Origin of the sequence: Methylorubrum rhodinum (genome assembly GCF_014199935.1) — a bacterium.
GTDB lineage: Bacteria > Pseudomonadota > Alphaproteobacteria > Rhizobiales > Beijerinckiaceae > Methylobacterium > Methylobacterium rhodinum.
This window is the reverse complement of sequence record NZ_JACHOP010000002.1, coordinates 180,095-201,149: the sequence shown is the minus strand read 5'-3', so window position 1 is coordinate 201,149 and position 21,055 is coordinate 180,095. Positions and strand designations below refer to the sequence as shown.

At 70.4% G+C, this 21,055-nt stretch carries 21 protein-coding genes; 8 read left to right on the top strand and 13 right to left on the bottom strand.

Annotation, left to right across the window (positions count from 1 at the left end; all coding sequences use genetic code 11):
• Positions 1–334: 334 nt before the first annotated feature.
• Complete coding sequence (locus HNR00_RS03230; RefSeq protein WP_183564807.1) at positions 335–1,243, bottom strand: peptidylprolyl isomerase; 909 nt, start codon at positions 1,241–1,243, stop codon at positions 335–337.
• Between the two features lie 340 nt (positions 1,244–1,583).
• Here HNR00_RS03230 and secA point away from each other — a divergent pair, with 340 nt between their 5' ends.
• The 4 genes from secA (at position 1,584) to HNR00_RS03210 (ending at position 6,366) form a co-directional block, all read left to right on the top strand.
• Complete coding sequence (gene secA, locus HNR00_RS03225) at positions 1,584–4,499, top strand: preprotein translocase subunit SecA (RefSeq protein ID WP_183564804.1); 2,916 nt, start codon at positions 1,584–1,586, stop codon at positions 4,497–4,499.
• Between the two features lie 7 nt (positions 4,500–4,506).
• The gene (locus HNR00_RS03220; RefSeq protein ID WP_183564801.1) at positions 4,507–4,920 is read left to right on the top strand and encodes a GNAT family N-acetyltransferase; all 414 of its coding nucleotides are present in this window, start codon (positions 4,507–4,509) and stop codon (positions 4,918–4,920) included.
• Positions 4,921–5,131: 211 nt separating this feature from the next.
• On the top strand, positions 5,132–5,920 hold the full coding sequence (locus tag HNR00_RS03215; RefSeq protein WP_246390232.1) for a 4'-phosphopantetheinyl transferase family protein: 789 nt from the start codon (positions 5,132–5,134) through the stop codon (positions 5,918–5,920).
• Positions 5,917–6,366, top strand: coding sequence for an NUDIX hydrolase (locus HNR00_RS03210; protein ID WP_183564798.1), 450 nt, complete (start codon positions 5,917–5,919; stop codon positions 6,364–6,366). The genes HNR00_RS03215 and HNR00_RS03210 overlap by 4 nt, the downstream gene beginning before the upstream one ends.
• A 7-nt stretch (positions 6,367–6,373) precedes the next feature.
• Here the strand turns inward: HNR00_RS03210 and HNR00_RS03205 are convergent, their stop codons facing one another.
• The 10 genes from HNR00_RS03205 to HNR00_RS03160 form a co-directional block, all read right to left on the bottom strand.
• Entirely contained in the window at positions 6,374–7,603 is a 1,230-nt protein-coding gene (locus HNR00_RS03205; RefSeq protein WP_183564795.1) for an extracellular catalytic domain type 1 short-chain-length polyhydroxyalkanoate depolymerase, read from the bottom strand.
• Between the two features lie 78 nt (positions 7,604–7,681).
• Positions 7,682–8,140 (bottom strand): ribbon-helix-helix domain-containing protein, encoded by a 459-nt coding sequence (locus tag HNR00_RS03200; protein ID WP_183564792.1) that lies wholly within the window; start codon positions 8,138–8,140, stop codon positions 7,682–7,684.
• A gap of 113 nt (positions 8,141–8,253) precedes the next feature.
• Entirely contained in the window at positions 8,254–8,976 is a 723-nt protein-coding gene (dnaQ, locus tag HNR00_RS03195) for a DNA polymerase III subunit epsilon (protein WP_183564789.1), read from the bottom strand.
• A gap of 54 nt (positions 8,977–9,030) precedes the next feature.
• A complete protein-coding gene (locus tag HNR00_RS03190) occupies positions 9,031–10,374 on the bottom strand; it encodes a leucine-rich repeat-containing protein kinase family protein (protein ID WP_183564786.1) in 1,344 nt (447 codons plus the stop codon).
• Positions 10,371–10,997: a dephospho-CoA kinase gene (coaE, locus tag HNR00_RS03185; RefSeq protein ID WP_183564782.1), complete on the bottom strand. Its 627-nt coding sequence runs from the start codon at positions 10,995–10,997 to the stop codon at positions 10,371–10,373. The genes HNR00_RS03190 and coaE overlap by 4 nt, the downstream gene beginning before the upstream one ends.
• Positions 10,994–11,830 carry a shikimate dehydrogenase gene (locus HNR00_RS03180; RefSeq protein WP_183564779.1) on the bottom strand — a complete coding sequence of 279 codons (837 nt, stop codon included), beginning with the start codon at positions 11,828–11,830 and terminating at the stop codon, positions 10,994–10,996. The genes coaE and HNR00_RS03180 overlap by 4 nt, the downstream gene beginning before the upstream one ends.
• On the bottom strand, positions 11,827–12,810 hold the full coding sequence (locus tag HNR00_RS03175) for a cation diffusion facilitator family transporter (RefSeq protein WP_183564776.1): 984 nt from the start codon (positions 12,808–12,810) through the stop codon (positions 11,827–11,829). The genes HNR00_RS03180 and HNR00_RS03175 overlap by 4 nt, the downstream gene beginning before the upstream one ends.
• 15 nt (positions 12,811–12,825) lie before the next feature.
• Positions 12,826–13,440, bottom strand: coding sequence for a Maf family protein (locus tag HNR00_RS03170; protein ID WP_183564773.1), 615 nt, complete (start codon positions 13,438–13,440; stop codon positions 12,826–12,828).
• A 12-nt stretch (positions 13,441–13,452) separates the two neighbouring features.
• Entirely contained in the window at positions 13,453–14,589 is a 1,137-nt protein-coding gene (locus HNR00_RS03165; protein ID WP_183564770.1) for a glycosyltransferase family 61 protein, read from the bottom strand.
• Positions 14,589–15,419 carry a pyruvate, water dikinase regulatory protein gene (locus HNR00_RS03160; RefSeq protein ID WP_183564767.1) on the bottom strand — a complete coding sequence of 277 codons (831 nt, stop codon included), beginning with the start codon at positions 15,417–15,419 and terminating at the stop codon, positions 14,589–14,591. The genes HNR00_RS03165 and HNR00_RS03160 overlap by 1 nt, the downstream gene beginning before the upstream one ends.
• 764 nt (positions 15,420–16,183) lie before the next feature.
• Here HNR00_RS03160 and hemE point away from each other — a divergent pair.
• From hemE to HNR00_RS03140, 4 genes are all read left to right on the top strand, one after another.
• Positions 16,184–17,251 carry a uroporphyrinogen decarboxylase gene (gene hemE / locus HNR00_RS03155; RefSeq protein ID WP_183564764.1) on the top strand — a complete coding sequence of 356 codons (1,068 nt, stop codon included), beginning with the start codon at positions 16,184–16,186 and terminating at the stop codon, positions 17,249–17,251.
• A gap of 31 nt (positions 17,252–17,282) precedes the next feature.
• Positions 17,283–17,723, top strand: a complete 441-nt coding sequence (gene hemJ / locus HNR00_RS03150) for a protoporphyrinogen oxidase HemJ (protein WP_183564761.1) — start codon at positions 17,283–17,285, stop codon at positions 17,721–17,723.
• 86 nt (positions 17,724–17,809) lie between these two features.
• Positions 17,810–18,157: a lysozyme inhibitor LprI family protein gene (locus HNR00_RS03145; RefSeq protein ID WP_183564758.1), complete on the top strand. Its 348-nt coding sequence runs from the start codon at positions 17,810–17,812 to the stop codon at positions 18,155–18,157.
• An 89-nt stretch (positions 18,158–18,246) separates the two neighbouring features.
• Positions 18,247–18,681, top strand: coding sequence for a hypothetical protein (locus HNR00_RS03140; protein WP_183564755.1), 435 nt, complete (start codon positions 18,247–18,249; stop codon positions 18,679–18,681).
• Positions 18,682–18,832: 151 nt separating this feature from the next.
• On the opposite strand, the gene hisG is transcribed toward HNR00_RS03140, so the two are convergent.
• Positions 18,833–19,810 carry an ATP phosphoribosyltransferase gene (gene hisG / locus HNR00_RS03135; protein ID WP_183564752.1) on the bottom strand — a complete coding sequence of 326 codons (978 nt, stop codon included), beginning with the start codon at positions 19,808–19,810 and terminating at the stop codon, positions 18,833–18,835.
• Entirely contained in the window at positions 19,807–20,949 is a 1,143-nt protein-coding gene (locus HNR00_RS03130; protein WP_183564749.1) for an ATP phosphoribosyltransferase regulatory subunit, read from the bottom strand. Before HNR00_RS03130 ends, hisG begins: the two co-directional genes overlap by 4 nt.
• Between the last annotated feature and the right edge of the window lie 106 nt (positions 20,950–21,055).

Here is a 21,055-nt window from a genome sequence, read left to right as displayed (position 1 = left end):
TTTGGTGCGTTGCGTTGAGCTTCATATCGCACTGCACACTGGAATTTGGTATGCCAGATGCCGAAAAGCCGATATTCCTCCAGCGCATGGCTCAAGGGCCATCCGGCGGGATTAAATATATCATTTGAGGGTCGGGCGACGCCGTAAGGTGACGGCGACCAAAGTCTTTCCGAACCCACGCGGCTCTGCCGACATGGCAGCAAGCTCATCCGTTGCCGGCTGACCGCCTCGGTTTCCGCTCCACGCCGTCAATGCGAGGCGGAGGAAGCGCCGCGCGAAAAAGAAAGGACGCCGCCCCGCGGCGGCTCCCATCGCGGCCCGAATGCCCGATCCCTTACGGCTTCTTCGTCTCGCCGGCCGGCGGGGTCGCGGCGGGGGCGGCGTCGGTGCGCTCGACCTTGGCGGCTTCGCGCAGCTTGATGATCGTGTCCTGCTGCGCCTTGCGGGTCAGGTACTGGTCGATCTGCTCCTTCATTTCGTCGAAGCTCGGCACCGGTTTGGTCCGCTTCTCCTCGACCCGCAGCACGTGCCAGCCGAACTGGGTCTTGACCGGATCCGAGACTTGACCGGGAGCGAGCTTGAACGCGGCCTCGGCGAAGGGCTTCACCATCCGCTCCTTGGTGAAGAAGCCGAGATCGCCGCCTTCCGTCTTGGAGCCGGGGTCCTTCGAGACCTCCGCGGCGATCTTGGCGAAGTCCTCGCCGCCCTTCACGCGGGCGGCGATCTTCTTGGCCTCGTCCTCGCTCTCGACGAGGATGTGGCGGGCGCGCACCTCCTCCTCGGGCTTCATCGACTTGACCGTCTGGTCGTAGAGCGCCTTGGCGGCCTCCGGCGTGACCGACTTCTTGGTCTCGCGCTCGAGATAGTCGTCGAGCAGCAGCTTGTCGCGGAAGTACGCCAGCTTGCGCTTGAACTCCGGGCTGTCGCCGACCTTGGCGGCCTCGGCCGCCTGGGCGCCGACCTTGAGGTCGACCATGTAGTCCACGAGCAAGTTCTGCTTGGCCGCCTCGTCCACGCCGGGCAGCGACAGGGCCGGGTCCTCGGCGGCGAGCGCGAGGTCGGCGCCGGTGACCGGCTGGCCGTTCACCTTGGCGACCACCGTGTCGGGGCCGGGCGCCGGAGCCGCTGCCGGTGACGATCCGGGTGCCGCTCCAGGTGCCGCGCCTTGCGCGAGCGCCAGCGACGGCAGCGCCAGGATCAGGGCGGCGGCGCTGGCGCGCCGGAGAAAGGTCGGGATCGTCATCGGAAGAGGCTCGTCCTCGGGCGAGGCCACCGCGGGCCGGCGTTTTTTTTCGGGGCCGGTCTTCGCGGAGGGCGCTGGTCTTTCAGGGCGCGGCGGCTGCCGCGGCGGGCCAGAGGTGGAATCTCTTCGGATCAAAGGCAAGCGTGACAGGACACCCGCACGCGGTCTCGTGACTCCGGACGAACCACTTCGCGGGTCCTCGACGAGTCTTCAGCTTCGCCCCGTCACTTCCGGATGCGGGGCGCCCTAATTACCTCTATAAGCCCCGCCCAACGCGAGGCCGGCGGCGTTCCGAAGCCGAATGCCGCCGCACGACTTTTTCCAGGACCGCAGGTTCACGATGCTCGGTGCCCTCAAGAAGATTTTCGGCTCGTCCAACGACCGTCGCGTGAAGGGGTTTCGCCCGCGCGTCGCCGCGATCAACGCCCTGGAGCCCGAGCTTGCCGCCCTCTCCGACGATGAGCTGCGCGCCCGCACGCAAGCGTTCCGCGATCAGCTCGCCGCCGGCAAGTGCCTCGACGACCTGCTGGTCCCCGCCTTCGCCACGGTCCGCGAGGCGGCCAAGCGCGTGCTCGGCCAGCGCCACTTCGACGTGCAGATGATCGGCGGCATGGTGCTGCACGAGTCCGGCATCTCGGAGATGAAGACCGGCGAGGGCAAGACGCTGGTCGCGACGCTGCCGGTCTATCTCAACGCCCTGGAGGGCAAGGGCGTCCACGTCGTCACCGTCAACGACTACCTCGCCTCGCGCGACGCCGAGTGGATGGGCCGGGTCTACCGCTTCCTCGGCATGTCGGTCGGCACCATCGTCCACGGGCTCGACGATACGCAGCGCAAGGACGCGTATGCCTGCGACATCACCTACGGCACCAACAACGAGTTCGGGTTCGATTACCTGCGCGACAACATGAAGTACGAGCTGTCGCAGATGGCGCAGCGCGGGCACCACTACGCCATCGTCGACGAGGTCGATTCGATCCTGATCGACGAGGCGCGCACCCCGCTCATCATCTCCGGCCCGGTCGACGACCGCTCGGAACTCTACGTCGCCGTCGACGCGATCTTGCCGCAGCTGCTGCCGGAGCATTACGACCTCGACGAGAAGCAGCGTCAGGTCTCGCTGACGGAAGCCGGCAACGAGTTCATCGAGGGCGCCTTACGCGATGCCGGCCTCCTCAAGGAGGGCGATCTCTACGACGCCCACAACGTGACGCTCGTCCACCACGTGAACCAGGCTCTGCGCGCCCACACCCTGTTCACGCTGGACAAGGACTACATCGTCAAGAACGACGAGGTGGTGATCATCGACGAGTTCACCGGCCGCATGATGCAGGGCCGGCGCTACTCGGAAGGCCTGCACCAGGCCCTGGAGGCCAAGGAGCGGGTGACGATCCAGCCCGAGAACCAGACGCTCGCCTCGATCACCTTCCAGAATTATTTCCGCCTCTACAAGAAGCTCGCCGGCATGACCGGCACGGCATCGACGGAAGCCGACGAGTTCGCCGAGATCTACAAGCTCGACGTGGTCGAGATTCCGACCAACAAGGAGATCGAGCGCGTCGACGAGGACGACGAGGTCTACCGCACCGTCGAGGAGAAGTTCGACGCGATCATCAAGGAGATCGACAAGGCCCACCAGCGGCTTCAGCCGGTCCTCGTCGGCACCGGCTCGATCGAGAAGTCCGAGGTGCTGGCCGACCTGCTGCGCAAGGCGGGCTACAAAGCGCTCGACTATTCGGACCCGAACGCGCTCACCGATGTCTACGCCGCCGCCCGCGAGGGCCGGGTGACGCGCCGCTTCGCGGTGCTGAACGCCCGCTTCCACGAGCAGGAGGCCTACATCGTCGCGGAAGCCGGCGTGCCGGGCGCGATCACCATCGCGACCAACATGGCCGGCCGCGGCACCGACATCAAGCTCGGCGGCAACCTCGAGATGCGCATCGAGAAAGAACTCGGCGGGCTCGGTGAGGGGCCGGAGCGCGAGGCGGCGATCGCGGCGCTCAAAGCCGAGATCGAGGAGAACCGGGCCAAGGTGCTGGCGTCCGGCGAGCCGGCCGATCCGGAGGCGGGCCGCAAGAAGGCGCTGCCGGGCGGGCTCTACATCATCGGCACCGAGCGCCACGAATCGCGCCGCATCGACAACCAGCTGCGCGGCCGCTCCGGCCGCCAGGGCGATCCCGGCCGCTCGAAGTTCTACCTGTCCCTCAAGGACGACCTGATGCGCATCTTCGGGTCCGACCGGATGGACGGGATGCTCACCCGCCTCGGCCTGGAGCAGGGCGAGGCGATCATCCATCCCTGGATCAACAAGGCGATCGAGAAGGCGCAGCAGAAGGTCGAGGCGCGCAACTTCGACATGCGCAAGAACGTGCTCAAGTACGACAACGTCATGAACGACCAGCGCAAGGTCGTGTTCGAGCAGCGCCGCGACCTGATGGGCCAGGACAGCGTGCGCGAGACCGTCGACGAGATGCGCCACGGCGTGATCGACGACGTGGTCGCGACCCACATCCCCGAGAACGCCTATGCCGAGCAGTGGGACGTGGCGGGGCTGAAGGAGCGCACCGTCGAGTTGCTCAACCTCGACCTGCCGGTGGAGGAATGGGCGAAGGAGGAGGGCATCGCCGACGAGGAGATCCGCGAGCGCCTGAAGAAGGCCTCCGACGCGGCCTACGAGGAGCGCGTCGAGAAGAACACGCCCGACGTGATGAGCTACATCGAGAAGCAGGTGGTGCTGCAGACCCTCGACCACCTCTGGCGCGAGCACCTCGTGACCCTCGACCACCTGCGTCAGGTGATCGGCTGGCGCGGCTTCGCCCAGCGCGACCCGCTCAACGAGTACAAGTCGGAGGCGTTCGAGCTGTTCAACGGCCTCGTCACGGCTTTGCGCGAGCAGGTGACGGCGCAGCTCGCCCGCGTCGAGATCCTGTATCAGGAGCCGGAAGGACAGCCCGGCGCGTCGTTCGAGCAGGCGGGCTTCGGTGGGGGGCAGCTGCCGCCGCTATTCGAGGAGCACCGCGACCCCGTCACCGGCCGCAACGAGATGGCCTTCGACGGCACGGGCAGCGACGGCGGGGCGGGGCCGGCCTACGGCTACGCCGCGCGCGAGCTCTCGGCGGATTCCGCGGTGCTGGAGCGCGATCCCGCCGACGCCTCGACCTGGGGCAAGGTCGGCCGCAACGAGCCCTGCCCCTGCGGCTCGGGCAAGAAGTACAAGCATTGCCACGGCCGCTTCGCCGAAGCCGGCGAGGCCTGAGGCCGGGATGGTGGGCGAGGCCCTCGTCTACGCGCTGGAGCCCGATCTCGGCGCGGAGGAATTCCAGGAGGTGCTCGTCGCCTCCGGCCTCGCCCCGCGCCGCCCGGCCGACTTCCTCGAGCGCCTCGGGCGGATGCTGGCGGGCTCCGACCTGATCGTCACCGCCCGCCGCGACGGGCGACTCGTCGGCGTCGCCCGCACGCTCACCGACTTTTCGTTCTGCGCCTACCTCTCGGACCTCGCGGTGGCCCGCGACGTCCAGGGCCTCGGCATCGGCCGCCGCCTGATCGAGGAGACCCGCCGGGCCGCAGGGCCCGAGACGAGCGTGCTGCTCACCGCCGCGCCGGGCGTCGAGGCGTATTACGAAAAGATCGGCATGCCGCGGGTGGCCCATGCCTTCCGGTATGACCGGGAGGTGTGAGGCGGGTTCTTTCGATGAGCGGATCATCCCGTGAAGGGCGCTCTCCTCCCCCTTGTGGGGAGGAGGGAGGAGGGAGGAGGTGGGGGTGGTGCAGACGGCACCGGAGCTGTCCCTCCTGCACCATCCCCACCCCGAACCCCTCCCCACAAGGGGGAGGGGACGAGCATCGCACCGACCGAGCGCGTCTTCCGGACATGACCCAGCAGCCCTCATGACCGGACCATCCGCCGAGCCCTCGGCCCCCTTCGTCCACACCCTGCCGCTCACCCTCACCGGCCGGGGCGAGCCCCTGTATGCGAGCCTCGCGCTGGCCGCCGCCCCCCTCGACTGGCTCGACGCGAACTCCGAAAAATTCCTGCATCCGGACGAGGCGGCGCTCGTCACCGACCGGCTGCACGCGCGCCGCCGCCATGGGCTGCTGGTCGGGCGCTACGCGGCCAAGCGGGCGCTCGCCATGCTCCATCCGGCGATCGATCCGCGGGCGCTCGCGATCCGGCCCGGCGTGCTGGAGCAGCCGGTGCTGTCGGGCGCAGGCGTGCGCAATCTCGGCGTCAGCCTGTCCCATGCCGGGCCGGTGGCGGTGGCGGTGGTCTTTCCCGAGGGCTGCCCGATGGGGATCGATCTCGAACGGGTGCGCGCGGACGCGGTCCCGCTGCTCCTGAGCCAGAGCCCCGAAGCCGAGCGACGCCTCGCCGCCTGCCTCGACGGGCCGGAACCCGAACGGCTGATGCGGCTATGGTGCCTGAAGGAGGCGCTGTCGAAGACCCTGCGCTGCGGCCTCACCGTCCCGCTGGAATTGCTGGCGGTGGGCAGCGTCGAGCCGCACCCGACCGGGCTCTGGGCCGGCTTCGCCAATTTCGCGCAGTATCGCGGCCTGAGCCTTGTCGCCGGCGATCTCGCCGCCGCCCTGGTGCTGCCCCAGACCGTCACGCTCGCACCGGCGGATTGGGCGGCGTGGCAGGCGGCGCTCGCCGAGGCTGCGAGGGAGTGGCGCGAATGACGCGATGGCGCCTGCCCCAGCACATCCGCGCCAAGGTGATCGGACTGGCGTGGCGGGACGACCGCCTGCTGGCCGTCGAGGTGCGCGACGATGCCGGCCGCCTCAAGGGCGTGCGTCCGCCGGGCGGCAGCATCGCCTTCGGTGAGACCCGCGAAGAGGCCCTGATCCGGGAGTTCCGGGAGGAGTTCGGCTGCGGCGTGGCGATCGCCGGCCCCTGGTCGGTCTTCGAGAACATTTTTCGGCACGAGGCCGACATCGGCCACGAGATCGTTTTCGCGGCCGATGTCGGCCTCCACGACGCGGCGCTCTACGGGCGCGACCCGATCCACTTTTGCGAGGACAACGGCACGCCCTGCACGGCGCGCTGGTTCCGGCCCGATGCCCTGGATGAGGGCGTGGCGCTCTTCCCCGACGGCCTCACGGCCGCGCTCATGACGCGGCCGTGAGAGAAAATCAGTCGCGTCGGCTCGGTAGGCTGTGGCTCAGGAAGAAGTCGAGCATCGCCCGCGACGCGTCCGGTCCGCCCGGATCGGTGAAGCTGCCGGTGGAGCTGCCGCCGGCCCAGGCATGGCCCGCTCCCTGGATCGACCACGCCTCGACCTGCACCCGGCCGGCCTCGTCGGCGTAGCGGGTGCGCAGGTAGGAATGGCCGGCGCTGCTGCCCCGCTCGGCCTGGGGCTTCAGCCCGGCGACGCCGGCCTGAGCCAGCACCGCCTCGGCGTTGCGCGGGCTGACCGTGCCGTCGCCCTCGCCGTGGAAGACGATGGTGGGCACCCGCAGGGACTGCGTCACCGAGCCGGCGCCGAAGCCGGACGCGCCGCCGGGCGCCTCGGAGCCCGGCGCGCCGACCCGCATGGCCGAGAGCGCGGAGGGCAGGTCGCGGGCGCAGCCGGCGGCCAGGCCCGAATGCACGCCGACCGCGGCGAACAGGTCCGGGTAGGCGCGGGCGATGTTGGCCGCCGCCGCGCCGCCCGCCGAGAGCCCGGCGATGTAGATGCGGCTGCGGTCGATCGAATGCTCGGTGGCGATGGCGCGGGCGAGCCCGGCGATGATGCCGGTCTCGCCCATCTCGCGGCCCTGGTCGGCGGGCTCGAACCAGTTCCAGCATTTCTGCGCGTTGGCGCGGCCCGACTGGCGCGGATAGGCGACGAAGATGCCTTCCTCCTCGGCCAGCTCGTTCATGCGGGTTCCCGCGGCGAAGTCGTCCGGCGACTGGGTGCAGCCGTGCAGCATGATCACGAGCGGGCGCGGGCCCGGTCGCGGGCTCGGCACGAACAGCTTGTAGTCCCGCGCGCCCGCGGCGTTGGAGAAGCTGCGCTCGACGAAGGATCCGTCCTCGGGATGCGTGCCGCCGGGCGCCGGCCGGTTCTGCGGCTCGTGCGCGTCGCCGCCGACCAGTCCCTTGAGCGAGGGGGCGAGCGTGCGCAGGCTGCGCATCATCTGGTCGATGCCGTCGCGCAGCCGCTCGGGGATCACGGCCTCGTGAGAGGGCGCATGGGAGGCGCCGGCGGGCCCTTCGAGCCGAGCCGCGTCCTCGGTCCGAGGCGCGCCGCCCGGCGTCGACCGGCCCGCCCCGCCGAGGCTGCGCTGGAGCAGCGCGGTGGCCTCCGTGAGCCGCCCGGCGCGGGTCAGCCGGGTCGCCTCGGCCATGTCGGACATCAGGGTGGAGGGATGATCGGTCATTGAAGTCTCGCTTTCCGGGTCGGCGACGGGCGCGCGCACGCGCCGGGGGTCACGAGGGGTTGAGGGGGAAGGAGGGGATCAGCGCAGGCGGTCGGCGAGCGCCCGCTTCACGGCCGGGCTCGCCTGGAGGCTGCCGAGCACTTCGACGGAGGCGATGGTCGACCGCGCCAGATCGGGGGAGACGTCGGCGGCGATCACCGCGAGGCCGAGCACGCGGATGTCGAGGAGGGTGCCGGCAGCCTTGGCGGCTTCCAGCTCGGCCCGGCCGAAATGGCGCAGGCCCATCTCGACCGCCTTGCGGGCGACCGACTGGCGCGTGATGTCGGCGTGGCGCTCGATCTGGTTGCGCACCGCCGTGCGGATGAAGTCGCTGCGGTTGGCGTAGGCGCCCTCGGACACCAGCAGGTCGACATGCCCGAGATCGACGTAGCCGAGATTGACCGTGATCTTCTCGCTGTCGGCGATTCGGATCCCTTCCCGCGTCGCGATCCGGATCGGAGCCGCCGTTACCCGCACGTCCTGAAGCGCTTCCATCATCCCGCCCATCCCGGCGCCATCCACAGGGATGGTATGGGGTCGTTCATGCTGCACCGCAAGATGAGATTTATTGCATCGCAGCATTGCGTGGGCGATACACGGAACCGTGACGGTCACGCCGTCTCGGGATCGCTCATGTATTCCCGCCAGACCGCATTGGTTCCCAAGCCGGCGACGAAGGCGGCATGGCGCTCGCGCTCGGCGTCCGTCAGGCGGCTGCGCATCGGCCGTGGCCCGACGGGACCCGAATCGACCGCCGCGAGGACGGCGGCGGTCTCGGCCGGCTCGGCGACGCTGAGGCCGAGGCTCGTCTGCTTGCCGCCGAGCAGCTCGACATAGACTTCCGCCAGGATCTGCGCGTCGAGCAGCGCCCCGTGCTTGACCCGGCGTGTCGTGTCGATGCCGTAGCGGTTGCACAGGGCGTCGAGGTTGTTGGCCGCGCCCGGATGCCTGCGCCGCGCCAGCAGCAGGGTGTCGACCACGTCCTCCAGCACGATCTGCGGCGGGGCGGCGGGGCCGAGCCGGCCGTACTCCATGTTGAGGAAGCCGACATCGAACGGCGCGTTGTGGATCACCAGCCGGGCATCGCCGCAGAATTTGACGAAGGCGTCGACGATGTCGGCGAAGACCGGCTTGTCGGCGAGCATCGCGTCCGAGATGCCGTGGACCGCGAAGGCCCCCTCGGACACCGCCCGCTGCGGGTTGACGAGCCGGTGGAAGGTCTGGCCGGTCTGGACGTGATTGATCAGCTCGACGCAGCCGATCTCGATGAGCCGGTCCCCGCCCCTGGCGTCGGTGCCGGTGGTCTCGGTGTCGAGGACGATCTCGCGCAGCATTTTTTTCGCACTCGGCCGAAGGGAAGCGGATCGAGCGGTTCTAACCCGGAATGGTTACTCGTCCGAGCGGGCCCCACCCGCGAGCCCGGATAGAGCCTGCGCCACCTCGGCCATGAGCGGCCGGCCCCCGGTATCGGCCTGGATGCAGGCATGCTCCAGGTCCCGCAGCCGGGCGATGTCCTCGGGCTCGCTGACGCACCGGTCGAGCAATTCCCCGAGCAGCAGGCCGAAGGCGCGGGTCTCGATCCGCTGCCATGCCTCGCTCTCGGAGCCGGGCGGCAGCAGGGAGGCGGCGCCGAAATCGCTCAGCACCGCCGCGCCCAAGGTCCCGTCCCACAGGGTGTTGTGGGCGTAGAGGTCGCCGTGCAGCAACCCGCGGGCGTGGAGATGAGCGGTGCCCACGGCGACCGAACGCGCGATCCGCAGGGCCGCGGCAGGCGGCAGGCGAAGCGCCGGATCGTAGACGTCGCGGCTGCAGCTCTCGAGGCTCGGCGGGCCGGCGAGCACCCGCCACGTCGCCGGCAGCAGCGGCATGAGCAGGCCCTGTGCCCCCTCCGGATGATCGACGATTTGCCCGAGCGCCCCCGTGAGATTCGGATGGCGGCCGACCGCGAGGCAGGCCGCCATCTCGCGCTCGGGCAGGCCGTCGCTGGTCATGACGCCCTTGAACAGCTTGAGGGCCACGGTTTGGGGCGGCTCCCCCTCCCCCGGTCGCCAGGAGGCCGAAAAAATCCGGCCGGAGGCGCCCTCCCCCAGGAGCGCGCCCGGCTCCAGCCGGCTCCACGGCACGTCCGGCGCGCGGGCCGGCGCCGTCCCGCCCTCGAAGGGATTGCCGGCCCAGGCGATCCAGGCGAGCCGCGGCAGATCGGCGAGCCAGGCGGGCAGCGCCGCGAAGGCGTTGGCGGAAAGCCGCACCAGTTCGAGGTTTTGCGCGCCTTGGAGCGAGGCGGGCAAAGCGGTCAGCGCATTGCCCGCCAGCATCAGCTTCTGCAGCGTCGGGCGCTGGCCCAGCGCGTCGGGCAGATGCGCGATCCGGTTGTCCGTCAAGGTGAGCCAGCGCAACTGCCGCGGCAGCGCCTCGCCCGGCACCTCCCGGAGACCGGTGCCGCGGAAGCCGACCTGAGCCAGTTCCGGGCAATCGCCGAGGACGGCGGGAAGCCGCTCGAAGCGGTTGCCCGAGCAGAACAGCACCCGCAGCCGCCGCAGCCGCCCGAAATCGTTTGGCAGTTCGGCGAGCCCGCAGCCGCTGAGATCGAGCTGTTCCAGGGTGTCGGCGAGGCCGAACACCTCGTCGGGCAGGGCGTCGAGAGGTCCGGTCAGGCGCACGGTGCGGGCACCGGCGAGGTCGCCGCGGCGCAGGGCCCGGAGCGTGGGGTCGGTCGGAGCGTCCGCGCTCATCGCTCGGATCCCGGGCCGGACGCGGTCAGCCGCTCGATCAGCCGCTCCACCTCGGCCTCCGCCGCCGCCAACCCCCGGCTCGTGTCGATCACGTGATCGGCGCGGGCCCGCTTCTCGGCGTCGGGCATCTGCTTGGCGAGGATCGCGTCGAGGGCGGCTCCCGTCATGCCGGGGCGGGCGAGCACGCGGGCGCGCTGCACCTCGGGCGGGGCGGTGACGACGAGGACCGCGTCGCAGCGGGCCTCGCCCCCCGTCTCGAACAGGAGCGGGATGTCGAGGACGACGAGGGGGGCGTGCGCGTGGCGATCCAGGAAGGCGCGGGCCTCGGCGCCGACCAGGGGATGCACGATCCCCTCCAGCCGCCGCAGCTGTTCGGGCTCGCCCAGCACGGCCTCGCGCAGGGCCGGGCGGTCGACGCCGCCCTCCGGCGTCAGCGTGCCGGGGAAGGCTGCGCCGATGGCCTGCGCCGCCGCACCGCCCGGCCCGTAGAGGGCGTGGACCGCCGCGTCCGAATCGTGGACCGGCACGCCGCGGGCGGAGAACATCCCGGCGGTGGCCGACTTGCCCATGCCGATCGAGCCGGTGAGGCCGAGCACGAAGGGTTTTTTCCCGGGGGCGCTCATTTCGCCGTCAGATCCGCGACGATTCTTTGGCGCAAGGCGGGGGTGACTTCGGGACGGACGCCGAACCACGCGGAAAAGCCCGGCACCGCCTGATGCAGCAGCATGCCGAGCCCGTCGACCGCCGCGAGGCCCCGCGCACGGGCGGCGGCGAGCAGCGGCGTCTCCAGCGGGACGTAGACGATGTCGCAGACCGCGGCCCGCGCCGGCAGGGGCGCGAGGTCGAGGGCCAGCGCCGGATGCCCGGCCATGCCGAGGGAGGTGGTGTTGACCAGAAGCCCGGTCTCGGGAAGCGCCTCGGGCAGGGCCTCCCAGGGCAGGACGCTCGCGCGCGTCGGATCGAGGGCGGCGAGCGCCTGGGCCCGCTGCGGGCTGCGGTTGGCGATTCGAACCGTCAGCCCCCGTCCGATCAGCCCGGCGACGACGGCGCGCGCCGCCCCGCCCGCGCCGAGCACCAGGGCCTGCCGGCCGGTGCGCTCGGGCCAATCCTCGCCGAGGCTCCGGTCGAGATGGGCGATGAAGCCGATCCCATCGGTGTTGTCGCCGACGATTCGGCCGTCCGTGACGACGAGCGTGTTCACCGCCCCGATCGCTCTCGCCCGCTCGGTCAGGGAATCGGCCAGGCGATAGGCCGCCTCCTTGTGCGGGATCGTGACGTTGCCGCCGGCGAAGCCCGAGCCCGGCAATCCGCGAAAAAACGCCTCGAAGGCGTCCGGCGCGACGTCGAGGCGCTCGTAGGTGCCGTCGAGGCCGTGCTCGGCGAGCCAGTGGCCGTGGATCAGCGGGGAGCGGGAATGGGCGATCGGATGCCCGACCACGAAGGCCTTGCGGGTCATGCGGTGCAGTCCTCGGCCAGGGTGCAGGCGGTGCGGCCCTGGAGTTCGATCTGGAGGGTGGCGTGGTGGATGCCGAAGCGCTCGCGCAGGGCCTCGGCCGTCTCCCTCAGGAAGGCGTCCGCGGGCGCGTCCGCCACGACGAGATGGGCGGTCAGCGCCACCTCGGTGGTGCTCATCGGCCAGATGTGGAGGTCGTGCAGGCTCACCACGCCGGGGCGTTCGGCGAGGCAGGCCCGCACCGCGAGCGGGTCGATCCGCGGCGGCACGGCGGCGAGCGCCATGCGCAGGCTCTCGGTCAGGAGGCCCCAGGTCGAGACGACGATGAGCACGGCGATGGCGAGGCTCACCGCCGGGTCGATCCAATCGTAGCCGGTCGCCAGGATGGCGAGGCCCGCCAGCACCACGCCCAGCGAGACCGCGGCGTCGGCGGCCATGTGCAGGTAGACGCCACGGATGTTGATGTCGTGCTTCTCCCCCGACGTGAACAGCCACGCGGTGACGCCGTTGATGAGGATGCCGATGCCGGCCACCGCCATCACGGTCGTGCCCGCCACCGGTGCCGGCTCCAGGAACCGCTGGATCGCCTCGGCGATGATGGCGCCGGTCGCGACCAGCAGCGTCACCGCGTTGAACAGGGCGGCGAGAATCGAGGAGCCGCGTAGCCCATAGGTGAAGCGGGCGGTGGGCGCGCGCTTCACCAGCACCGAGGCGAGCCACGCGGCGGCGAGCCCGAGCACGTCGGAGAGGTTGTGGCCGGCATCCGCCACCAGCGCCATGGAGTTCGACAGGAACCCGTAGGCCGCCTCGACCACCACGAAGCCGACATTGAGCGCGATGCCGAGGGCGAAGGCCCGCCCGAAATCCTTCGGGACGTGGGCATGCGCGTGGCCGGCCCCATGGCTGTGGCCGTCGTGACCGTCGTGGTCGTGACAGCGATCCTGCGCGTTGCCGTGCGAATGGCCGTGCGAATGGCCGTGCATGCCGCGTCCCATTCGTCAGAAGGCCATCAGGTCCAGATCCCGCAGCCGCGCCAGCAGCGGCAGCAGCGGCAGGCCGAGGATGGTCTCGTGCGCGCCCTCGATCCGATCGAACAGGTGGATGCCGAGACCCTCCAGCTGGTAGGCGCCGACCGAGGTCGTGACGGCCTCGCCGGCGCAGGCCAGATAGGCGGCGATGCCCGCCGCATCGAGGGGCCGCATCGTCAGCCGCGCGGTCTCGACGAAGCCGTCCTCCTGCTCCTCCCGCACCAGCGCGACCGCGGAATGCAATGCGTGGGTCCGGCCCTGGAGCCGGGCGAGATGGCCGGCCGCCGCTGCCAAGTCGGCGGGCTTGTGCAGGACGCTGCCGTCGACTTCGAGCACCTGATCGGCCCCGACCACGACCCGGCCGGGATGGCGCGCCGCGACCTCCCGGGCCTTGGCGCGGGCGAGGTGGAGCGCCAGCGCCGCGGGCGGAAGGCCCCCGGCTTGCGCCTCCACCGCCCGCTCGTCGATGGCCGCCGGCAGAGCCGTGACCGGCAGGCCCGCGCCCGTCAGGAGATCGCGCCGGGTGCGGCTGCCCGAGGCGAGGATCAGAGGGTCCGCGGGGCGCCAGGGAGAAGAGGCCGTCAAGCGGGTGGTCCTTCAGCGCGGCCCGCGCAGATCGAGCCAGTCGAGGGCGAGATCGATATCCTGCGGGCGCACCGAGAAGAACCCCTCGGCATCGCGGGCCGTGCCGAAGACGTAGCCGCTGGCATGGCCCAGCGCGTGGTCGAGGGACGTCTGCAGGAAGCCGGCATCGAGCCCGTTGTCGCGCAACGCCACGACGCTCGCGCCGGGGTTCGCGAGGAGCGAAGCGTGCAGGCCCGAGCCGTACTCGCCGAGGATGGTTTCGGCGGAGCGGAACAGGGCGACCTGGTCCGCCACGCTCAGGCGCTCGGGCCGGACCACCTCGAAGCCGCGGGCGCTCGCCCGCGCCTCCAGGTCCGCCCGCTCCACGAGCGTGCGGCGGTTGTGCGTGACGGCATTGTCCGAGCGGGCGATCAGCAGGCGGCGGGACACGGGCCGATCCACCCGCCGACGGCCGAGGCGCCAGCGCGGACGGGGCGCGAGGCGGTCGAGCAGGAAGCGGGCGGCCTCGCGCATCAGCGGCGCGGCGCGGCCGTTGAAGCGCAAACCCGTCGGCACGAGGAGCCGGGCGCAGGCGAGGCGATCCCGCTCCCTGTCGTAGGGGAGGATGCGGTCGGGCCCGATGCCGAGGAGCGCGAGCCACGTGCGGGCGAAGTCCGGCGTGTCGGCGGGCAGGAGGTAGCGCAACCGGGCGATGTCGTGTCCGGCCCGGTCGAGCAGGAACAGCTTGGGCAGGAAATCGACGAGCCAGTGCCCGTACATGTGATGGCCGGGCCCCGTGAGCAGCACGACCGGCTCCGCCACGCTCTCCCGCCGCAGGCCGGGGCGGCGCGCGGAGAGCGCCCGGAAGCGGGGCTCGCTGTCGACCGGGAAGAGGTTGAGCTGGCTGCAATACTGGAGCGCGCCGTCGAGGACGACCACGCCCTCGGCCAGGACCTCCGCGTCGGGCAGTTCGTACAGGCTCGTGCCGAGCACGACGGGCTGATCGAAATAGACCCGCATCAGCTCCGCGTGGACCGCGCCGAGCGTCAGGTCGGGCGGGGGCACCCGCGCGCGATGGGACAGGCTGAGATCGGTGCACCGGCCGCGTCCGTTCAGGACGGCGTCGCGCAGCTCGCCCGCTGCGAAATCCGTCTCCTCCGTCTCCGCCATCAGGTCGCGATGAACTTCAGGCGGTGCTCGCGGTAGAGGTCGAGGATCGCGGCGGCCGTCTCCTCGATGGAGCGGCGGGTCACGTCGATCGTCGGCCAGCGGTACTTGGCGCAGAGCCGGCGCGAGGCGGTGATCTCGTCGGCCACCGCCTCGCGATCGACGTAGGACGAGTTGTCGTCCGCCTTGAGGCTGAGCAGGCGGTTCTGGCGGATCTGGACGATGCGCTCGGGGCTGGCGATCAGGCCGACGATCAGCGCCTTGCGCACCCGGTCGAAGCTCGGCGGCAGCGGCATCGACGGCACCAGCGGCAGGTTGGCGGTCTTGAGGCCGCGATTGGCCAGATAGATCGAGGTCGGCGTCTTCGAGGTGCGGCTGACGCCGACCAGCACCACGTCCGCCTCGTCGAGGTCGGCGGGCAGGTTGCCGTCGTCGTGGGCGAGGGTGAAGTTCATCGCGTCGATGCGCTTGAAATACTCGGCGTTGAGCATGTGCTGGGCGCCGGGCCGCTCGGTCGAGGTCGCGCCGAGATAGGAGCGCAGCAGCGCGTGGACCGGCTGGAGCACGTTGAGCGTCGGCGAGCCGGTCTCGCGGCAGGCCTCCTCCAGCCGCTCGGTCAGCTCGTGGCCGACCAGCGTGTAGAGCACGAGGCCCGGCGCCGCCTTGATCTCGGAGATCACCCGTTCGAGCTGCGGCCCGGAGCGCACCAGCGGATAGACGTGCTCGATGGCCGAGATGCCCTCGTACTGCACGGCCGCGGCGCGCCCGACATTGATCAGGGTCTCGCCGGTGGAATCCGAGACGAGATGGAGATGGAAGTAGCTGCGGCTCATCGCTGAGAAGATCGGCTTTCGATGACGCATCAGGGCCGCGCGAACGCCGCCCGCCTCGCCGATGCTTAGAGGCGCGCGCGCCCGCAGGGAAGCCGGACGGTTTCGACGGGGCTCCTTGTGCGGGTTCGAAGCCTGCCGATGCACCCCACCACCGTCATCCCGGGGCCGCGCGGCGGAACCCGGGATCCACGACGGGCCGCGACGCCCCGTGAAGCCGCGCATCACGGGTGGGTTCCGGGTTCGCCTGCGGCGCCCCGGAATGACGGCAAGGGGAGCTGGCAGAGTGATGAAGTCGCGGAAAGTTTCAGTGTTTCGAACGACTTGCTGGTTTCGAACCGCCCCTTCATCCCCAGCCCGCCCGGCGGGAGTCGATGGATGGGGATAAGCCGGCTCTCGAAACGCTCGGTCCCGGAGTGGGCGGGTTCTTATCGACTCCGCCCTCAACACGGCGTCCGAAGCGCCTTGCCGAAATCGGCCCGATGGGAGAATCCGGGACCGTCGGCCGCAGGCGGACGTGCGCCGTCGCACAAGCTCCTGGCAAGCTTGGCCTATCCGGGAGATTAGAGGCAATCCGTTAAGAGCCGATTAACGCCGCCGCTGTGGGGAGGGCCTGTGGACGCGCTTGCGGCATCACGATCCAACGTCCAAGAGAAAAAACAGAGAGTCTAGAATCTCTCTTTCTTTAAGAGGGGCCGGGTTGGGGACGGCGCGGTCGCGACCTCGCCGGCACCCGACCAAGGCGACCGAGCGGGGCGGGAGACGGCATGGCGGACGCGACGATGGACAGGCCGGTGCTGCGCGTGCTCTCCGGCGAGGCGGTCTCGCCGCCGCCCGCCTGGATGATGCGCCAAGCCGGCCGCTACCTGCCGGAATACCGGGCGACGCGGGCGGAAGCCGGCTCCTTCCTCGACCTCTGCTACAATCCGGCCTTCGCCACCGAGGTGACGCTCCAGCCGATCCGCCGCTTCGGCTTCGAGGCCTCGATCCTGTTCTCCGACATCCTCGTGGTGCCCCACGCGCTCGGGCAGGACGTGCGCTTCGTCGAAGGGGAAGGGCCGCGCCTCGACGCGCTGGAGGGCCGCGCCCAGTTCGAGCGCCTGCGCGAGGCCGGCGACCCCGCGATCTTCACCCACCTTGCGCCGGTTTTCGAGGCGGTGGAGCGCATCCGGGCTGGGTTGCCCCACGAGACCACGCTGCTCGGCTTCTGCGGCGCGCCCTGGACGGTGGCGAGCTACATGATCGGCGGGCGCGGCACGCCCGACCTCGCCCCGGCCCGGGCGCTGGCTGCCTCCGATCCGGCCTTGCTCGACGCGCTGCTCGACCGGCTGGTCACGGTCCAGACCGAGTATCTCGTGCGCCAGTTCCGCGCGGGCGTGGACGCGGTGCAGATCTTCGAGTCGCATGCCGGCGTGCTGCCCGATTCCGCTGAGGGCGACGCGCTCAAGCGCTTCTCCCTCGGGCCGATCGCCCGCATGATCTCGGGGATCAGGGCTGAGGTGCCGAACGCGAAAATCATCGTGTTCGCCCGCGGCTCGGGGCTCGACGGCCACGCCCGCGTCGTGCCGGAGACCGGGGCCGACGCCGTCGGGGTCGATTGGGGCGTGGATCTCGCCGCGCTCCGCCAGCGCGTGCCCGCCACCACCGTGACGCAAGGCAACCTGCATCCCGAGACGCTGATCGAGGGCGGCGACAAGCTCGACGCCGAGGTGGACGCGATCCTGGCGGCGACGGCGGGGCTGCCGCACATCTTCAACCTCGGCCACGGCATCACCCCGCAGACGCCGGTCGCCCATGTCGAGCGGATGCTCGCCCGTCTCAGGGCCGGCCGCTGATTTTTTCGCGTTTCGAGGAGTCCTTCGGCCGGTGAGCGAAAACCTGTACCTCTGGATCAAGGCCTTCCACGTCGTGGCGGTAATCGCCTGGATGGCCGCGATGCTCTACCTGCCGCGGCTGTTCGTCTATCACGCCGGCCTGCCGGCGGGCTCGCGGGTGCAGTCCGAGACCTTCAAGGTGATGGAGCGGCGCCTGCTCAAGGCGATCATGACGCCCGCCCTGATCGTCACCTGGGGGCTCGGCCTGTGGCTGGCGTGGGCCAGCGGCTTCTACGCCTCGCCCTGGCTGCAGGCGAAGTTCGCCCTGGTGGTGGCCATGAGCGGCGTCCACGGCTTCCTGTCCCGCGCGGTCAAGGACTTCGCCGCCGACCGCAACACCCGCAGCCAGCGCTTCTACCGGATCATCAACGAGGTGCCGACGCTCCTGATGATCCTCATCGTCATCCTGGCGATCGTGAAGCCGTGGTCGTGATTCTTTTCGGCCGGCCGGCACCCTGAACGGGCTTGCGTGTTGGGAGGACGAGCGTGGCCGTTCGGCCGCGCGGGGAGCCCTGTCCGATGCGCGCGCCGATCCTCGCCCTCGCCCTCGCCCTGAGCCTCGCCGCCGCCGGCCCCGCCGCGGCCGCGAGCTTTCCCTGCGCCAAGGCCGAGACGCCGGACGAGCGGGCGGTCTGCGACACCCGCGCCCTCAACGATCTCGACGTCGAGATGGGCGTGCGCTTCGACATCCTCAAAGACCTGCTGCCGATGGGCAACCGCACCAAGATGCAGGACGACCAGGAGACGTGGCTCACCGACCGCCGCGCCTGCGGTGCGGACGTGGCGTGCCTCACCGCGGCCTACGAGAGCCGGCTGAAGATTCTTCGCAGTGTGCTGTCGGAGTTCGCCAAGCAGGGCGGGCAATAGCGCCTGCCTGAAGCCTTCATTCAGTGTTTGCGCGCTCCGATTGATTTCATGTATCAAGTTACAGCTTTGCGCCGCCACCACGAGCTTGTATGGACTTTGAGCATTTGCTGGGTTTACACACCGGCACGTACCATCACTCGCTTGCTATCACTGAAATTTCTCCTCCGATTGCGCGCTCACTCAGCGCAAATGTAACAACGGTTCTCTTATCCGCCGATACGATTAGAAAACAGCTCAAGCATCATCGCGAATTACCGATAAGTGCGTACAGGTACGTAAGAAATGCCCTTGTTATGGGCGAATATCGGCAAGACAGCCCACGATCTGCCATTGTTCTCTACACCCACAACGTAGAGCCGTATCAAAATTTTCGTGTCTATTTGAAAGCCACTCAGAGTGGCGATGAGATATATCTGCTCTCGTTCTTGATCATGCGGGATCGCGATCTCAAGCGCGAGCAACGCAAGCCCTTCCCGGTAATCCGCCCACATCTTGAAACACGAAAGGGGGCCGAAGCCCCCTAACGCTGTGAGGCGGGGCCTGCCGGAACCCCGCATTGCGCTCCTGCCATCGATGAGACGACAGTGCTACGGCAGGCAGAGTGTCACCGTGTCGCTCACGAACGACAATATAGCACCGGGAAGCTGGGGCTTCCAGAGAGGCCGCAAGTACCTCTCACAACCGCGCCAGCAGCCGCTCCGCCAGCGGGTTCTCCGCCTGGAACGCGTAGTCGATCCGCCGCACGGTCACCGCCCGCGCCCCGGCCTGCACCAGGGCGTCGGAGAGGTCGAACACCCCATCCGCCGGGCAGCGCAGCACGATCTCGCCGTCGGGGCCGCGCGGCGCGCCGTAGGGCAGCTCGGCCTCGTGGAGCGCCGCGAGCGAGGCCAGATCGATGGCGCCGGATTCGGGCAGGCCCGCGCGCACCTCCCGCGTCGTGCGGGCGCGCTCCTCCGCGGCGATGCGGCCGAGCACGGTGCGGAGTGCCCCCCGCGCGGTCTCGCCCCACTGCGCCTTCAGCGAGGCGACCAGATTGGCCTCCGAGCGCAGCATCACCCCGTCGTCGAGGATCTTGAGCGCATTCGCCGCGAGCGTGGTGCCGGTGGTGGTGATGTCGACGATGATCTCCGCCGAGCCGGACGCAGGCGCGCCCTCGGTGGCCCCTAGGCTCTCGACGATGCGGTAATCGGCGATGCCGGCCTCGGCGAAGAAGCGGCGGGTCAGGTTGACGTATTTGGTGGCGATGCGCAGCCGCTTGCCCTGGCGCAGGCGCATTTCGCTCGCCACCTCGTCGAGGTCGCTCATGGCGCGCACGTCGATCCAGGCCTGGGGCACCGCCACGACCACGCTGGCATGGCCGAAGCCGAGCGGCGTCAGCAGTTCGACGCTCGCCGACGGATCGGGCAGCGTCTCGCGGATCAGGTCCTCGCCGGTGACGCCGAGATGGGCCGCGCCGCTGGCGAGTTGGCCCGCGATCTCGGAGGCCGAGAGGTAGCGCACCTCGACGCCGGGCACGCCCGCCAGCGTCCCGCGATACTCGCGCCCGCCCGCCTTCTGCACGAGCTTGAGCCCCGCACGGGAGAAGAAGGCGCTGGCATTCTCCTGCAGCCGGCCCTTGGAGGGCACGGCCAGCACCAGGGGCTGATCGCTCATACAGACGCTCCCTCAGCGCACCGGGACAGCCAGAAGGCGCAGCCGACCGCCGGCAGCGGCACGGGGCTGCCGAGCTGCTGCAACAGGCCGTCGTAGCGCCCGCCGCCGACGAGCGTCGGGCCGCCGGTCTCGGCGGTCACCTCGAAGATGAAGCCGGTGTAGTAATCGAGATTGCGGGCGAAGCCGCCGGAGAAGCGGAACCGCTCGATGGGGAGCCCGCGCGCCGCCATGAAGCCGGTGCGCTCCTCGAAGAGGCTCAGCGCGGCGTCCAGCCCCGCGTGCTCCAGCCCCGCCTCGCGGGCCAGCGCGCGCACGGAGACCGCAGCCGTGTCGGGATCGCCGGTGATCGCGCAGTAGCGCTCGATCAGGTCGCGGTTCCCCGGGTTGAGCCCCGCCCCGCCCTGCGCCTGCGCCGCCGCGCGGGCGAGAAACCGCTCGGCGATGGCCCCGGCGCTGCGCCCGCCGACCTGCGAGATGCCGGCGATCGACAGCACGTCCTCGACGAAGCCGCGCACGGCGCCGGCATCCTGGCCCTGGATCGCCGCGAGCAGGCCCGCATGCGGGTCCTCGGTCTGCGCGCTGTTGGCCACATCCGCGAGCGGCCGGCCGGCGGCAATGGCCCTGAGCGTCCGGCGCTTGGCGACCGGCGGCACGGCGAGGGCGTCGAGGAAGGCGTGGGTCAGGCCCATGTCGCCCAGCCGCACGGCGGTCTCGGTGCGGCCGAGGAGGTCGAGCCCTTCCAGCGCCAGCCCGATCACCTCGGCATCGGCGGCGGGCGTGTCGGTGCGCCCGATCGACTCGATGCCGCCCTGGACGAACTCGTCGGGCTCACCCGCCGCGAGCCGGAAGACGGGGCCGAGATAGCTGTAATCGGCGGCCTCGCCGGGCCGCGTCGCCTGGTGCAGGCGGCAGACCGGAATCGTGAATTCCGGCCGCAGGCAGAGTTCGGCCCCGGCGGAATCCTGGGTCACGAAGATGCGGCGGCGGATGTCTTCCCCTGAGAGTTCGAGGAACGGCTCCACCGGCTGCAGCACCGGCGGCGAGGCCGGCACGTAGCCGCAGGCCGCGAAGTGCGCCCGCAGCCGCTCGTGCCGCACGGCCTCCGCCCCGCTGGGGCCGCCTGCCTCCGGTCTCGTCATGGGTTTCGGGTCCCGCTTGGATCCCGGCCCCCATAGCAACCGCTCGCCCGGTTGGCGACCTGTGGAAAGGCCGGGGGACAGGCTTTTGACTGCGCAGGGATAATTC